This window comes from Gorillibacterium timonense (genome assembly GCF_001457415.1).
GTDB classification, from domain to species: Bacteria; Bacillota; Bacilli; order Paenibacillales; family NBRC-103111; genus Gorillibacterium; species Gorillibacterium timonense.
Genome location: NZ_LN881723.1, coordinates 141,546 through 155,664, shown reverse-complemented (window position 1 = coordinate 155,664; position 14,119 = coordinate 141,546). Strand labels below are relative to the sequence as shown.

17 protein-coding genes are annotated in these 14,119 nt (G+C 53.4%); 12 read left to right on the top strand and 5 right to left on the bottom strand.

Annotated elements, in window-relative coordinates; translation table 11 throughout:
- Positions 1-37: 37 nt before the first annotated feature.
- Genes BN2684_RS08525 through BN2684_RS08515 form a run of 3 tightly spaced genes read left to right on the top strand, consistent with a single transcriptional unit; the run spans position 38 to position 1,425 of the window.
- Complete coding sequence (locus BN2684_RS08525; protein WP_058301760.1) at positions 38-736, top strand: glycosyltransferase family 2 protein; 699 nt, start codon at positions 38-40, stop codon at positions 734-736.
- Between the two features lie 4 nt (positions 737-740).
- Positions 741-1,106 carry a DUF2304 domain-containing protein gene (locus tag BN2684_RS08520; protein ID WP_058301759.1) on the top strand — a complete coding sequence of 122 codons (366 nt, stop codon included), beginning with the start codon at positions 741-743 and terminating at the stop codon, positions 1,104-1,106.
- Entirely contained in the window at positions 1,078-1,425 is a 348-nt protein-coding gene (locus tag BN2684_RS08515) for an EamA family transporter (protein WP_058301758.1), read from the top strand. The genes BN2684_RS08520 and BN2684_RS08515 overlap by 29 nt, the downstream gene beginning before the upstream one ends.
- Positions 1,426-1,533: 108 nt before the next feature.
- Here BN2684_RS08515 and BN2684_RS08510 read toward each other — a convergent pair whose 3' ends face one another.
- Positions 1,534-1,956 carry a CBS domain-containing protein gene (locus BN2684_RS08510; RefSeq protein ID WP_058302509.1) on the bottom strand — a complete coding sequence of 141 codons (423 nt, stop codon included), beginning with the start codon at positions 1,954-1,956 and terminating at the stop codon, positions 1,534-1,536.
- A gap of 147 nt (positions 1,957-2,103) precedes the next feature.
- On the opposite strand from BN2684_RS08510, the gene BN2684_RS08505 reads away from it, so the two are divergent.
- Positions 2,104-2,562 (top strand): GNAT family N-acetyltransferase, encoded by a 459-nt coding sequence (locus BN2684_RS08505; protein WP_058301757.1) that lies wholly within the window; start codon positions 2,104-2,106, stop codon positions 2,560-2,562.
- A gap of 24 nt (positions 2,563-2,586) precedes the next feature.
- Here the strand turns inward: BN2684_RS08505 and BN2684_RS08500 are convergent, their stop codons facing one another.
- Positions 2,587-3,330 (bottom strand): MBL fold metallo-hydrolase, encoded by a 744-nt coding sequence (locus BN2684_RS08500; RefSeq protein WP_058301756.1) that lies wholly within the window; start codon positions 3,328-3,330, stop codon positions 2,587-2,589.
- A 265-nt stretch (positions 3,331-3,595) separates the two neighbouring features.
- On the opposite strand from BN2684_RS08500, the gene BN2684_RS08495 reads away from it, so the two are divergent.
- The 7 genes from BN2684_RS08495 (at position 3,596) to BN2684_RS08465 (ending at position 8,646) form a co-directional block, all read left to right on the top strand.
- Positions 3,596-3,802 carry a hypothetical protein gene (locus BN2684_RS08495; RefSeq protein ID WP_058301755.1) on the top strand — a complete coding sequence of 69 codons (207 nt, stop codon included), beginning with the start codon at positions 3,596-3,598 and terminating at the stop codon, positions 3,800-3,802.
- Positions 3,803-3,886: 84 nt separating this feature from the next.
- On the top strand, positions 3,887-4,390 hold the full coding sequence (locus tag BN2684_RS08490; protein WP_058301754.1) for a CcdC family protein: 504 nt from the start codon (positions 3,887-3,889) through the stop codon (positions 4,388-4,390).
- Between the two features lie 169 nt (positions 4,391-4,559).
- On the top strand, positions 4,560-5,174 hold the full coding sequence (locus BN2684_RS08485) for a stalk domain-containing protein (RefSeq protein ID WP_058301753.1): 615 nt from the start codon (positions 4,560-4,562) through the stop codon (positions 5,172-5,174).
- Positions 5,175-5,284: 110 nt separating this feature from the next.
- Positions 5,285-5,599 carry a DUF1292 domain-containing protein gene (locus tag BN2684_RS08480; protein ID WP_058301752.1) on the top strand — a complete coding sequence of 105 codons (315 nt, stop codon included), beginning with the start codon at positions 5,285-5,287 and terminating at the stop codon, positions 5,597-5,599.
- Positions 5,600-5,861: 262 nt separating this feature from the next.
- Positions 5,862-6,896, top strand: coding sequence for a LytTR family transcriptional regulator DNA-binding domain-containing protein (locus tag BN2684_RS08475; RefSeq protein ID WP_058301751.1), 1,035 nt, complete (start codon positions 5,862-5,864; stop codon positions 6,894-6,896).
- A 188-nt stretch (positions 6,897-7,084) separates the two neighbouring features.
- A complete protein-coding gene (locus tag BN2684_RS08470) occupies positions 7,085-7,930 on the top strand; it encodes an ABC transporter ATP-binding protein (protein WP_058301750.1) in 846 nt (281 codons plus the stop codon).
- Positions 7,930-8,646 carry an ABC transporter permease gene (locus tag BN2684_RS08465; protein WP_058301749.1) on the top strand — a complete coding sequence of 239 codons (717 nt, stop codon included), beginning with the start codon at positions 7,930-7,932 and terminating at the stop codon, positions 8,644-8,646. Before BN2684_RS08470 ends, BN2684_RS08465 begins: the two co-directional genes overlap by 1 nt.
- 183 nt (positions 8,647-8,829) lie before the next feature.
- Here BN2684_RS08465 and BN2684_RS08460 read toward each other — a convergent pair whose 3' ends face one another.
- Positions 8,830-9,717 carry a LysR family transcriptional regulator gene (locus BN2684_RS08460; RefSeq protein WP_058301748.1) on the bottom strand — a complete coding sequence of 296 codons (888 nt, stop codon included), beginning with the start codon at positions 9,715-9,717 and terminating at the stop codon, positions 8,830-8,832.
- Positions 9,718-9,961: 244 nt separating this feature from the next.
- Between BN2684_RS08460 and BN2684_RS08455 the strand changes: the two genes are divergently transcribed.
- The gene (locus BN2684_RS08455) at positions 9,962-12,142 is read left to right on the top strand and encodes a YhgE/Pip family protein (protein ID WP_058301747.1); all 2,181 of its coding nucleotides are present in this window, start codon (positions 9,962-9,964) and stop codon (positions 12,140-12,142) included.
- Positions 12,143-12,328: 186 nt separating this feature from the next.
- Here the strand turns inward: BN2684_RS08455 and BN2684_RS08450 are convergent, their stop codons facing one another.
- Positions 12,329-12,751 carry a DUF1885 family protein gene (locus tag BN2684_RS08450; RefSeq protein ID WP_316245507.1) on the bottom strand — a complete coding sequence of 141 codons (423 nt, stop codon included), beginning with the start codon at positions 12,749-12,751 and terminating at the stop codon, positions 12,329-12,331.
- A gap of 37 nt (positions 12,752-12,788) precedes the next feature.
- Positions 12,789-13,832 carry a Gfo/Idh/MocA family protein gene (locus tag BN2684_RS08445; protein WP_058301745.1) on the bottom strand — a complete coding sequence of 348 codons (1,044 nt, stop codon included), beginning with the start codon at positions 13,830-13,832 and terminating at the stop codon, positions 12,789-12,791.
- Positions 13,833-14,119: the final 287 nt, after the last annotated feature.

Sequence of the window (14,119 nt, the reverse complement as noted above, 5' to 3'; positions counted from 1 at the left end):
CAAACGCGCTCCGAATCGAATTGAGGAGATAAGCTGCATGAAATCGTTGGTTATCATCCCGGCCTATAATGAAGAGAACAGCATTGAGGCCGTGCTTGGCTCTGTGAAGCGATGGCACCCGGACATCGACATTGTGGTCGTGAACGACGGCTCCAAGGACGATACGAGTCGGGTGGCGAAGGCGACCGGGCTTGCCCATGTCGTCGATCTGCCGGTGAATTTGGGCATCGGCGGTGCGGTTCAGACAGGGTATTTGTTTGCGTTCCGGAACGGGTACGATATCGCCATTCAGATCGATGCGGACGGCCAGCATGATCCGGCGGATTTGGAGAAGATCATCGCAGTCGTCGCGAACGGAGAGGCTGCCTGTTGTGTGGGCTCGCGCTTCGTCGAAGAGACGGATTACACCCCGAGCCTCTTTCGAGGCATCGGCATCAATTTCTTCTCCTGGATGATCAAATGGACCGTGGGCAAACGGATCACGGACCCGACGTCGGGCTTCCGCGCGGTCAATCGCGATGTCATCGAGGTGTTCGCTAATTACTATCCCGATGATTATCCAGAGGTAGAGGCGGTCGTCCTGCTCGAACGCATGGGCTTCTCCGTGAAGGAAGCCTCCGTTCAAATGCACAGCCGTGCGGCGGGCAAGTCGTCCATCACCCCGTTCAAGTCGATGTACTATATGATCAAAGTGTCACTGGCCGTCATCATGACACGGATAAGGAATGTGAACTGACGCCATGAATATTTATGTCCTGTCGGTCGTTTTTTGCCTGCTGTTCATCGGCTCCGTGGTCGAAATGATCCGGCGCCGCAAGATCTCTGAGCGCTATTCGCTCCTGTGGTTGATTCTTGGGTTTGTCATGCTGATCTTCAGCGTGTTCCCGAAGCTGCTGAACGGACTAGCTTCCGCTATGGGAATCGTCTATGGAACGTCGCTGCTCTTTTTTATCGGCTTCTTGTTCTCCCTTGTCTTCATTATTCACTTGACGACAGTCATTACCAAGCTCGACCGCAAAATGACGCGGCTAACGCAGGAGGTTGCTCTGCTGAAATCGCAAAGGGAGGAAGCCGGAGATGATCGCCCTGCTGATCGTATTCTGTAATGTCATCCTGCTTGTCAGCGGCCAGACGATGTGGAAATACGCCCTGAACCGCCATCCGCTGCGCTCGGCGGCAGATATTGTTCCACTGCTCACCGATCCGGTCATGCTGGGCGGCTGCGTCCTGTTCGGCGTTGCGACGGTCATCTGGTTCTACGCGCTCAGCCGCTTCGACTTAAGCCGTATCTACCCGCTTCAGTCCATGGCGTATGTGCTTGGTGCCATCTCGGGCGTCGTTCTCTTCCGCGAGTCGATGTCCGCTGCACAATGGATTGGCATCATCCTCATCCTCGGCGGCGCATTTCTTGTCGCGAAGCCCTGATAATTATGATCAAGTTTTCCCGCGGACATACAAAGCTCCCCTCCAGCCGGAATCTACCGGCGGAAGGGGAGCTGTTTTCTACGAAAAAGCGGTTTGATTGTTAACCAGTTAAATGCGTGCGGGAGTGTCTTTCAAAATCAGCTTGGCGCAATAATCAATGACCTCGCTGCGTCGGACGATCCCGATGAAGCGATCCGTGTCGTCGACGACCGCCACGAAGTTCTGGGTTTGGACCAGCTTCAGCAGATCCTCCATGGTCGCATCAATGCGAACAGCTTGATGCTGCAGCCTTAGAGGAACCTCCGACAGCGAGTGACGGTGCGCATTCTCAAAGGTAATCTGAATGTTGTTCTTGAGAAACCAGAGCAGGTCGCCTTCGGTAATCGTTCCTAAATAGCTGCCGTCCTCGTTCAAGACGGGAACGGAGGTGAAACGGTGATGCTCCATCTTCTCAAGTGTTTGCCGGAGTGTCGTATCCGGAGTTAGACAGACGACGTCCCGTTTGGGAAGCAGGAAAAATGCAATATTCATCATTGCGGTAAAACTCCTTTGGAAAGCGAATCAGTGCTCTCCTATTGTACCAAATTCCCGACCACGTTGACAGTCATTCTCCAAATAGAGCGTGTTGCAAACACGTTCTAGCAGAACCCCACTTGATCTGAAAAGGATGAGATACTTATGACCCAGCAGCGAATTACGGTTCATTCCGTGCAAAATGAAGAGGATCTGCAGGCGTGTTTTGCTATCCGCGTTCAGGTATTCGTGGAGGAGCAAAACGTCCCCTCCGATGAAGAAATCGATGAGTTCGACGCATCCTGGGACGCATGCCGCCATTTCCTGGTCAAGGTCGACGGGAAACCCGCCGCGACGGGACGCTACCGCAGCTATAAGGAATCGCCACCGACCGTGAAGCTTCAACGGATCGCCGTTCTTCCTGAATACCGCGGAACCGGACTGGGCCGCGTCCTCATCCTCGCTATGGAGGCAGACGCCAAGAAAGCCGGAGCGGACTATTCGGTTCTCGACGCCCAGTGCCAGGCGGAGCCGTTTTATCGCAAGCTGGGGTACGAAACCGTTTCCCCTGAGACCTTTTTGGATGCGGGAATTCCTCATGTTCGGATGCAGAAGAGGCTGTAAGGCTAACAGTTTATCGGATGGGAGTCAGTCAAACTCATAGGGGACACGCTGACGGAGGAACCGCATCGTCCCGGTGTGGCCGATATAGGACTCTATGTCGTCCTCATAGTGCATCAAATAGATGGCCTTCTGCATCTCCTGCGGAAGGGTCAACAGCTCCTCCAGCGTCGTATGGACGATGCCTGGAGGGGTGAACTGGCACTCGTGAAGCAGGTACCGGCAACTGCGCCCGTAAACCATTTCCTCAAGCAGCGCGCGGTCGAAAACCATGTCCGCGCTGTAAAAGAGCTTGTCCTGAATCACCAGGGAGTAGCTCGGCTTGCCCGGAATATGCCGGGTGGGTAAAGCTTCAATGGTGAAACCGGGCGCCAGCTCGGCCGGCACACGATTCTTCAGGACCGTTACTTCATAATAATCGGTCAGTTTCGTTACCCCGGCTTCCGGGTATTCCAAACCTCCCCGCAAGGTATGCTCCCAGATCGGAGCCTCCAGTTCTTCCGGTACAATCAGCCGGGGCCTCTTGCCGAGCTGAAACTTCATTCGAAAGGTCAGCTCCTCCAGCCCGCCGACATGATCTGTATGCAGATGTGAGATTAGAATCGCGTCGATCTTCCCGAGGTCTACCCCCATTTCATGTAAAGCGCGCGGTGCCGTGATGCCGCAATCCACAAGCAGCGTGAAGCCATTTTCCTCAAACAGTGCATTGTTGTTGTCAAAATGGTTGGCAAAAGCCCCACCCGTACCCAGCATGCGCAGATTCAATGTCATCCATCGGTCCTCCTTTAGCCAATCGGTTGGATTTCCTCTAGAGCGTGCTTTGATTTTGGATTCCGCCTCATTTCAGGCGAATTCCCTATCCGCTGCGTTCGTCCAAACGGTTTGAATTACGCATTAAGTGTAGCATGAGAGGGGTCAACCACCAAGGGGAGCTTCCTTCTTTCCCGTGAACAGGGACATTCGCCCAGTCTGGTTCATATGGTATACGGAGAACCCGGATTCGGCGGAAGCAGCCGGACGGGAAGGAGGATGAACGATGGCCAAAGCGGCAGCGAAAAAGAAGGAACCCTTGTCGTCCCATGACAAAAATCGCTACAACATGAAGGTGGTGTCGTCCGATACATGCCAAGTATGCAAGCAGCAATGTCCCCGCGGCATCCGCTACTTGGAGCATATGGCGAAGCCGGGGGCGGTCGGTCACGGAGTGCCTTGTATCTTGACGCAGGGGAGAGCGTATAAGTGATGCGTCAGCCGCGGAGGTGGCCTTTCTTTCCGGAAGCATTCCGGGTTATAATGAGATGTATTCTCATTTAGGAGGGGAGCTCCGATGTCTCTGCGATTAAATGTTCATCTTCTTCCGCTGATCGTATCGGCGTTATTCGCTTTATCGGTCATCGGCATACGGCTGAAGGCTGCCGGACGTCCCACCTCCGAGCGTAAGATCATCATTCCGCCACTCGGCATGAGCACCGGCTTTGCGATGTTCATTTTTCCATTCATGCGCATCCCGTTCACATGGGGGCTCTTGGCTTTTCTGGCGGGAGCTCTGTTCTTTTCCTATCCGCTGATTCGCACATCGAAGTTTGAAGCTATTGAGGGGCACATCTACTTGAAGCGCTCCAAAGCCTTTATTGTGATCCTGCTTGTGCTGCTCGTGATTCGGCTGATCCTTCACGATTATGTGGAGCAGTACGTCAGTTTGGGACAAACGGGCGCTTTGTTCTTCCTGCTTGCATTCGGCATGCTTCTCCCTTGGCGGCTGGCTATGCTGGTACAATACCGAAAGGCCGCCCGCACCCTGGTGTCTGATGGGCAAGTGGCAACCGACTAACCGTTCTTTATCAAAAAAGGAAAACCGTCCCTGGCCTTCAAATTGCTATGGGGTTCACCCGAAAATCCGCGTCCCTGCATCATTTTTTTTGATGACGCTTCGCAACTCCGCAACCGCAGCGGAGTATATACTATCAGATTCTACCGATTTGATGGAGGGGAAAGACACGATGAAGGCCAAGCGGTTACTTGTCCTATTAACAACCTTCTCGTTGCTGTTCGGAGCCAGCGTTTATGCGGAATCCCAGTGGGGCGACTATGAAGGTTTTTCTAAAGTGAAAATGCGTTTGGACGGAAATGATGTGAAGGTGGGGGAGAATGACGCTCCCGCGATTTTAATGAAAGAAAAGGCGATGCTTCCCTTGCGTTATGTAGCAGAATCCTTGCATACACTCGTCAAGTGGGACAGCACGACGAAGACGGTAGACATGAACCGTCCCGACGTGCACATGGTCTTCGCTCAGGATGTAGCGGAGGACCTCACTACGATCCGCAAGCCCTTTTCACGGGTTGCGCAAGGTCGTTCCGGAGATTTCTTCGTCTTTATTGATGCGGACAACATCAAGTTGCCGGTCGAAGGCTTCAAGATTACGGTTTATTCGCCTAGTGGCGAAGTGGTTGCGACCAGTCCGGTCGAAGTGCCGCCGAAGACGGACGATTCCTTCTGGTACCTGTGGAAGGTCAACGTAAACTTTGCCAAAAAGGGAGATTACGTGGTCAAATTCGCATTCCTGTATAAGGGTGAATTTACGGTCGTCTCGGAGAAGACCATCACATCGAGTTAATCGAAGAGGATAGCACCGTGCCGTTCGCAAGAACGGCATTTCTTTTTGGGGAATACTTGTGGTAAGATACTCGAGTATCGAAACACTTTTAGCAGAAACGAGGAGATATCGTGAGCGAACATAAACATGAGGGTTGCGGCTGCGGTCACGACCACGATCACGACCATGAACACGAACACGAGGCTGTATTCCTGGTGACGGACGACGAAGGCAAAGAGCATGAGATGGTCATGGTCTTCCAATTCGAATCCGAGGACCAGGCTTATGCCGTCCTTCTGGACCGCAACGATCCCGAAGCGGACGGAATCATCTTCCGCATCGAGGAAGAGAACGAGGAAGCCTTCCTCGTCAGCATCGAGGACGATGAAGAATGGCAGCGTGTTGTCGCTGTCTATAACGATCTTGCCGCCCAAGAAGCCGAATAAGCCTAACCTCGATCCTGTGATCGCGTTTTCGTGGCCCCCCCTTGGTTAGGGGGGGTCTTGTTTTGCTGGAATGTCGGTAGGAGCTTGTTAAGGCCAGTACGCCTTCATCCCGAATCGAGTGGTCATGATTTGGCGTCGATTGAGAGGAGAAAGGGTGCGGAAATCATAGATTTGATTTGTAAGCGTTTTAGAGGAACTCGCTAGAATCAGGAATAGGCCGAGGGTTAGGGCTTACCTGCGGTAGGAGGGGCGAATCGCAAGTATGCTGGAGTTCCGTAATGTCTACAAGACGATTAATGGGGTTGATCTAAAGGATTTGTGCCTGCATGTGGCGGAAGGGCAACGGCTAAGCCTTGAATGTGATCATGCGATGAGCGATCTTCTGGTCCGCCTCATTCTAGGAAACGAACTGCAAAACCGCGGGAGCATCTTGCTCTCCGGCCTGGATAATCGGGATTTCCTTCAGCGGTACAAGGGGAGAGTTGGAGTCATTTTTCGAGAGGACGGCTTCTATTCGAAGATGACGGTGGGAGCCTATGCCAAGTTCTTTGCCGAGCTTTCAGGATCATCCGCGAACTACCGGGAAATCTTGGCGAAGCTCGCTCTGCTGGACAGCGCGAAAACCAAAATCCACGAGTTGAATCACGGTCAGCGGAAGCGGCTTGCGCTCGCCCGAGAGCGAATCAAGCGGCCCTCTCTGCTGCTCTTTCAGGAACCTAATCTCAACATGGACCGGGAAAACATGGCGATTCTGCTGGAAAACCTGGAGCAGCTCTCACAAGAGGGAACCTGTGTGGTGAACATGTCGGTGTTTTTTCGGGATACGTTGCTCATGGGCGGACAATCCTACCGCCTCGACGACAATGGGCTGGTCGAGCTGCAGACCGGATTGGAGGATGCTCCTCTGGAACAGGGACCGCCGCCTGCAGGTGTCGCAGCCGAACCCACTCCTCCGATATACCGGATCGAGAAGATCCCTGCCCGGCTGGAGGACCGCATTCTACTGTTCGATCCGATGGAGATCGACTATGTCGAAAGCGAAGCCGGTTTCAGCGCGCTCAGTGTCCGAGGCGACCGTTTTCCCTGTGCGCTCTCGATGGCGGAGCTGGAGGAGCGTCTGCGGCATTTCGGCTTCTTCCGCTGTCATCGTTCTTATCTGGTCAATCTCCAGCGATTGAAGGAGGTTGTCACCTTCACCCGCAACAGCTATAGCTTGAGCCTCGACGATCGCAACAAGAGCTCGATTCCTCTCTCGAAGGGACGCCTCGATGAATTGAAGGAGATTCTCAAGCTTTAAGCAGACTTCATTCAGCGGAGAATCAGCTTCGTTCCCGGTGTCTTATGCTCCATTCGAAGGCCTCATGACTCTTTTTACCCGCTTTTTGACTCCGTTCACTGTAAATGTGTGGCGCTCCGCTCAAGCCCCTGCCATACTGGGATCAGCGGCCGGACACCGGCCAAGTACGAAGGAATGGGGGCACAAGGATGAGTGCGATCTTATCCATGCAAGCCGTTCGCAAGGAGTTTAAAACCCATGTCGCCTTGCAGAACGTAACTTTTCAGGTGAAGGAAGGCGAGATCTTCGGCTTTCTCGGACCGAGTGGCGCGGGCAAAACGACCACCATCAAGCTTCTGACCGGACAGCTTCGCGCGACCTCGGGAGAGGTCCAAGTCATAGGCGAACGCGAGGAGGGGAGCATCCGGCGGCTGTCGAGCCGGATCGGGCTGTTGTCCGATACGAGCGGTTTGTATGAGCGAATGAGCGTCTTTGACAACCTGGCCTTGTTCGCGGACATTCACGGCGTGAACCGAAGTGAGATTCCCGAGCTGCTGGAGAAGGTCGGCATGGCCGAGCATATGAAGCAGGAAGCCAAGAAGCTGTCCCGGGGCATGAAGCAGCGCTTGATGCTTGCAAGGAGCATTCTTCATAAACCGGCGCTTCTGTTTCTCGATGAACCGACCTCCTCGCTCGATCCGGGTAATACCCTGGAGATTCACAAACTGCTCCGCAAGCTGAACAAGGAAGGCACGACCATCTTCCTGACTACGCATAACATGGAAGAAGCCGACAAGCTCTGCGATCGTGTGGCGTTTCTGAATGCTGGCGAAGTAGTCGAACTGGGCGTCCCCGGTGAGCTGAAGCTCAAGTATTCGGATCGTTCCGTCAAGGTTGTCCTGGACGGAATACCGGAGCCGATCTACATTCCGAGCAATGCGGAGGGCGGAAGCAAGCTGCAAGACTGGATGGCATCTGGCAAGGTTAAGGCCGTCCATTCAATGGAGCCGAACCTTGAAACCATCTTCCTGAATCTGACGGGGAGGGAACTGTAATGGAATGCTCAGCAAGACATGTCCGTGCGTTATTGAAAAAGGAACTGAAAGATTTCGGCAAGAACCTCAACGTGATGTTCATGTGCGTGCTGCCGCTTCTTTTTGCCTGGCTGTATTCCATGATTTACAATGATGCTTTTCCGAAGGCGGATCTTCTCGTCATGTGTGTGGGGATGAGCCTCACGCTGGTCACCTGCTTCGTCATCGCGATGTTGATCGCGGAGGAGAAGGAAAAGCAGACGCTGCGAACGCTGATGCTGTCCGCAATTTCACCGCTGGAATTCTTCCTAGGTAAGGGACTCTTCACTCTTCTGGTCTCGACGATTCTGAACAGCCTGATTTTCTTCATCATCGGAATAGAAACGCGGGTATATGGGCTGTTCCTGATCGTAACCGTCCTGGTGTGTCTGTCGATGGTGGCGATTGGGGCGATCATCGGACTGGTCGCACCGAATCAGATGGCAACGGGGGTCGTCGGCATGCCGATCCTGCTCGTCTTCTTAATGGTTCCGATGTTCGCAGAGATGAATGCGGTGATGGGCAAGATCGCCTGGCTCCTGCCAAACTATCACATGAATGTTTTGATACGGCAGATGATCGAGAGCGGCGGGATCGGCAGCGACGGGCTGCAACGGATAGGGGGCATCGTGCTCTGGATCTTCATTAGTGCGGGGATCTTTGCACTCATTTACCGCCGCAATGGGTTGGATGATTGACCGGCAGGCTGAGAGATAACCGGTGAACAGAAAAATAGGATCAAAGAAAAGGCGATTCCAAAACCACGGCTGACGTGGAGAGGAAAGCGCCTTTTTGCATAGCCGTTCATTTCGAATTCGAAGACCAGGCTTACGCCGTCCTTCACTTTTGTCGCAGAAGCCAGGCTGGTGAATTCGGCGAACTCATCGGAACAGGTGACGGACTCGTTTCATAAACAAATCAAGCACCTGATGGTTCGCGTTCTCGAGGGTGCGGACCCCATAGAGATAATGCTTTCTCAAATCGGGAATGTTGAGCGGGATCATCACGATGTCCATGCTATCTTGCATCCACGGGTAGCCCTTGATCGTATAGTCGGTTGCGATGGTTACCGCGATGTTTTCCTTCACAGCCTTGTAGATCGCTTCGACTTGGTTGGTTTTGAACAGGATATCGAGCGGTTCTCCGAACACGGAAACCAGTTTGGTAATGTATTTGTCGTCGTACAGAACGAAGCTGTACGGAAGGAGTTCAGTGGGGGACACGCTTTGTTTAGCGGCAAGGGGGGAGCTCTTGCTGACACCGATGACGATGTCCCCCTCCATGATTTCGTCAAAATGAAGATTTGGGTATTTTTGGTTCACGTTTGATAGCAGGATTAATGCGGCATCAAGGCTGCCGTTCGTGACCTCATGAATGAGTTCGACAGTGGGGCTTTCGATGATTTCCAGCTGTAGATTGGGAAACTCCTTCTTCATTTGAGTCAGTACTTCAACCAAAAGTGTGATCGGCCCAGGAATCGTACCGATGCGGATTTTCGCATTATTGATCTGATTGTAGTTCTGCGCTTCGGTTCGTAGCTCCTGAACTTCTTTTAGAATAATTTTGGCTTTTTGGATGATCATTTCCCCTTCGGGGGTTTGGACTGCGCCGCTTCTGGAGCGGACAAAGATTTTCATGTTGAGTTCTTGCTCCAATAAGGTGATGGCACGGCTGACCCCGGCGACGGTCATCAAGCGCGCTTCGGCGGTACGCGTGAGCGAACCGGTTTTGGCGACCTCGACGATGCATTCAAGCTGTTCCAGATTCAATGGGGCATGCCTCCGTTTTAGTTGATTTTTTGTTAATCAAACTTGAAAATGCTTTAATTTAATTAACTAATAATATATGTTAAGATGGGCCACGGGTCAATAAGCTGTCACTGCTTACGATAAAATGACCGAATGACTAAAATAGTCAATCATGCATGGGTTGGGAAGGGGGGATTCCTGGCAGCTATCGAAGTGATGAGACGGAAGGTTATTTCTATAGAACAGAGAGAAAAGGAGTGAAATCATGCGCGGATTAACGGTTTTTTTTCATGATTTCAAGCAGATGCTGCGGAAGCCGGTCATGATGATTACGCTTCTTGTTATCGCGTTTCTACCGATATTATACAGCGGTGTTATGTTAAAAGGAGCCTGGGACCCTTACGGGAAACTGGACCAGCTCCCCATCGCCGTCGTCAATCTCGACACGGGGGCGGATTTTGAAGGGGAATCGCTGCAGATCGGCAAGGATTTGATAGAGGAACTGCAAAAGAGTAAAACGTTCGACTGGTCTTTTGTGAGCGAAGCGCAAGCTAAGGATGGCATTACCCGAAACCATTATTATATGACGATCACCATACCGAAGGATTTCTCTCAAAAAGCGACGACGCTGATGGGAGAACATCCGGAGCAGGCGGAAATCCTATATGAGCCGAATTGGGACAGCAATTATGTTGCCGCCCAGATCGGCACGAATGGCGTCAAAGAGATCAAAGCAAGCATCTCTGCGAAAATCACCGAATCCTATACCCGCAGCATGTTTGCCCAATTCCAAAAAGTCTCCAGCGGGCTGGGAGAAGCAGGTGATGGAGCTCAAAAACTGAACGATGGCGCCGATAAGGTGGAGAAAGGCCTACTGACACTCTCGTCCAATATGAGCAAGCTTACGGACGGAACCTTGCAGGTGAAGGATGGCTTGAAGCCTCTGGAGCAGGGAGCCGCTCAGTTGAATTCCGGTGCGATTTCCTTGTCCACCGGCGCTGCTTCCTTGGCCGACGGACTGAAGCAGCTCGCTTCGGCACAAACCCGCTTGGAGCACGGAACAACGGGCTCCAAACAAGGAGCAAATCAACTGAAAAATGGACTGCAAGCTTCTGTGGAAGGCAGCAAGAATCTCGTTTCCGGGCTTGAAGCTTCATCGGAGGGGGCTGTTAAGCTGAGCTCCGGACTGAATGCATCGACAACGGCGAGTTCACAAGTAGCGGACGGCGCGCAGAAGGTCGCCTACGGGTTGAAGAAGCTCGTCGAGTCCAATCCCCAGTTGGCGCAAAGCCCGCAGGTGCAGCAATTGGTTGATGCCAGCGAACAGGTTGCTCAAGGCAGCGAAAAGCTGATAGCGGGTCAGCAGCAATTGGCGGATGGCAGCAAAACACTGACCACCGGCCAGCAGCAGCTGCTCGAAGGAAGCCGTCAGCTGGAGCAGGGGCAGCAGCAGCTTTTGCAAGGGGCCGAGAAGCTTGCTGCGGGTCAGGACGAATTGAGAAGCGGCATGCAGCAATTCGGAGTTAAGCTGACCGAAGCTGCAGCGGGCGGCTCGCAGGTGGCGGCCGGAGCCAGCCGCGTGAATGAAGGCGCAGCTCGCCTTCAGGGGGGCTTTGCCCAACTGCAGAGCGGCGTCGGCAACTTGGCGGACGGCTCGCAGATGCTTGAGAGCGGAGCTGATCAGCTGCAGAATGGCGCTGCTCAAGTGACCGATGGCTTGGGGCAGTTGGTCGAGAAATTAAACGACGCGGGAAGCCGAGCAGCTTCCATGACCGATGACGATTCCACCGTAACGATGTTCGCTCAGCCGGTGAAGCTCACGGAAAACACGGATCGCAAGGTCAGCGTGTACGGACTCGGAATCGCTCCTTATTTCCTGTCCATGTCGCTCTTCGTCGGGGGTCTTGTGCTCACGGTTGTGGTTCCGCCGCGCAAATCGAACGCTCTCGGAGCCAGTTCCTTCGGCAGGTTCCTTAGCCGCACGCTCACATTCCTGATCATGGGCTTGGCTCAATCGCTGATCGCCAGCCTTATCCTTCTGTACGGATTCGGCATCGAGGTTCAGAGTGTCCCGCTGTTCCTGCTGTTCACTAGTATGACCAGTCTGACCTTCCTGATGATCATTCAGGCGATTGTCACTTGGCTGGATCAGCCGGGACGTTTCGTGGTGATTATCCTGATGATCCTTCAGTTGACCTCCAGCGCCGGAACCTTCCCACGGGAGCTGCTGCCCGGATGGATGCGGAGCTTGAATCCGTTCTTGCCGATGACGCACAGCATCAAGGGCTTTAAGGCGGTCATTTTGAGCGGTGATTTTAGCTTGATGTGGACACAGGTCGGTATCCTTGCCTGCTACGCGCTACCGTTCCTCCTATTGACGCTTCTGTACTTTGTGCGTCCGGGTGATCAAGACGACGCGCGGGAGGATAACGTGGTGCCAGCTTGATTCGAGGAGTTATGGAGATTGTTGATTTACAAATGAAATAGGATGATGAGCGTGTAAATATAAGGAAGCCTCCCATCGATGGCACCCGACAGGGGTGGATGGGAGGCTTTTGGATGATATTCTGCTGCGGCGAACACGCATGGATCGCAGGAGAACCCTGTTGAATCAGGGGCTCCGTCATCGGTATCATTTACGAGGATTGAAATACATGACCCGTCCGTTCATCAGATGCACTTCGGCCTTCAGCCGCTTGCCCAGGTACTTGCTCAGCTCGTTGGCTTTGCCTTTGTCTCCGTGGGTGGAGCCTTCGGGGAGCAGGATGCGAATATGAACGCGTCTCTCGTCTCCAATGGTACGGGCTCCTAGACCGATGTGCAGCTTCCGGTAGGAGGGAAGCGAGCCGGTTAGGGTGAGCCAGCCTTCTGTGGGACCGATCTCCAGCGAATACGGAAAAGCGGCCTCCGCATAGCCCCAGCCGAGCTGCCTGCCGGCCTCCGCAAGCTGTTCCCGGTAATGGTTGAGGATATCAAGCAGTTCCTCCAACGATAGAGCGGAAGTGGAAGAGCCTTCCACCAATTCAACATAAGCATTTTGTGCCAACGGGAACACCTGCCTTCGTCAAAATGGAGGGTACCCCTTCATCCTATCAGAAGTTGACGATTTCCGGTAGGCGATCCAGGCAGTGAATCGGCTTTTCCTCGTGGATGGCTCTGTCTCCCAGAATCGTAACCTCCAATGCCCGGTAAAAATCACGGAGCATCGGTTTCGGATCAAGCTGCTCCTCGATCATACGGAGCAGGTAATCGAATTGAAGATCGGTCGGTTTGGCCTCAAAGGGAATGTTGATTTCTTCGGTGCGCCCATCCGAATAGTGAACCTCGACCAGATTGCCAAGCTCGGGAGTCGCACGGTGAGACTGGTAGGTGATCCGAATGCGCCCAAGCGGGCCGACGAATTCCTTCAGGTTATCGGTCGCCATTGTGTGGCCCCACCCGGCTTCGTAAAAGCCGACTGAGCCGTCGGACAGCTTGAGAGAGATCATTCCGTAATTGTAGGAGCCAACCGGAATATCCGGGTCGAGTCTTTGGCCGAAGCCGCTGACGGACAGCACCTCGGCTCCGGTAAACCAGCGCATGACATCCACGTAATGAACGCCGCAATCGACGATGGGGGATACCTCATGCAGCAAGGCGAGGTGGGAGTTCCAGGTCGCAGCGGGGTTCTTGATCTGGGACATGCGCATGACGATCGGGCCGCCGATTGCTCCGCTATGAATGAGGTCTCGGACAAACTGGTACGTTGTATTGTGGCGCAGGATATGGCCGATAAGCAGCTTGGAGCGGGAAGACGAACCGAGGCGAACCATTTCGGCCGCTTCTTGCAAGCTTCCTGCCATCGGTTTCTCGCAGAGGACATGCTTTCCGGCGGCCAGGCATTCGCGGGTAAGCACCAGATGGGAGGAAGGATATGTGGCGATGATGACGATGTCAACGTCACTGCGCGTCAGGTAACACCTGTAATCGGTTCCCCAGGATTCAGCCTCGTAGCGGTCAGCGAATCGGTTGGCTTTCTCAGCCATGAGATCAACAACCCCTACAAGACGTACGCGCGGATGAGCGTGTAGGGTATCCAAATGCGTGGCTCCCATCGAGCCACAGCCGATCAGTACGACCCCGTATGCTTTCATCATAAAGTTCCTTCCACGATTGAGAATTGGCGAAGCATTCCGCATAACTCGTAAGAGTCTGTTATAGGATCTTGGTATGCGGAACGGAGTAATTCCTCTTGTAGCTAAATTATAGAGCTGTGGATTAGGAAAAGGTATTATCAATCTGGTCGACTTTGTATTCGATTTTGGCATGTTGAATCGTCGGAGGGATTGCGAAATGCTAAAAACCCCAGGCGGGGTGCCCGGGGCGAGAATGAAGGATGAAGGTAGGACTCCGATAAGAGCTAAGAGCTAGGTCTGCCAGGAGC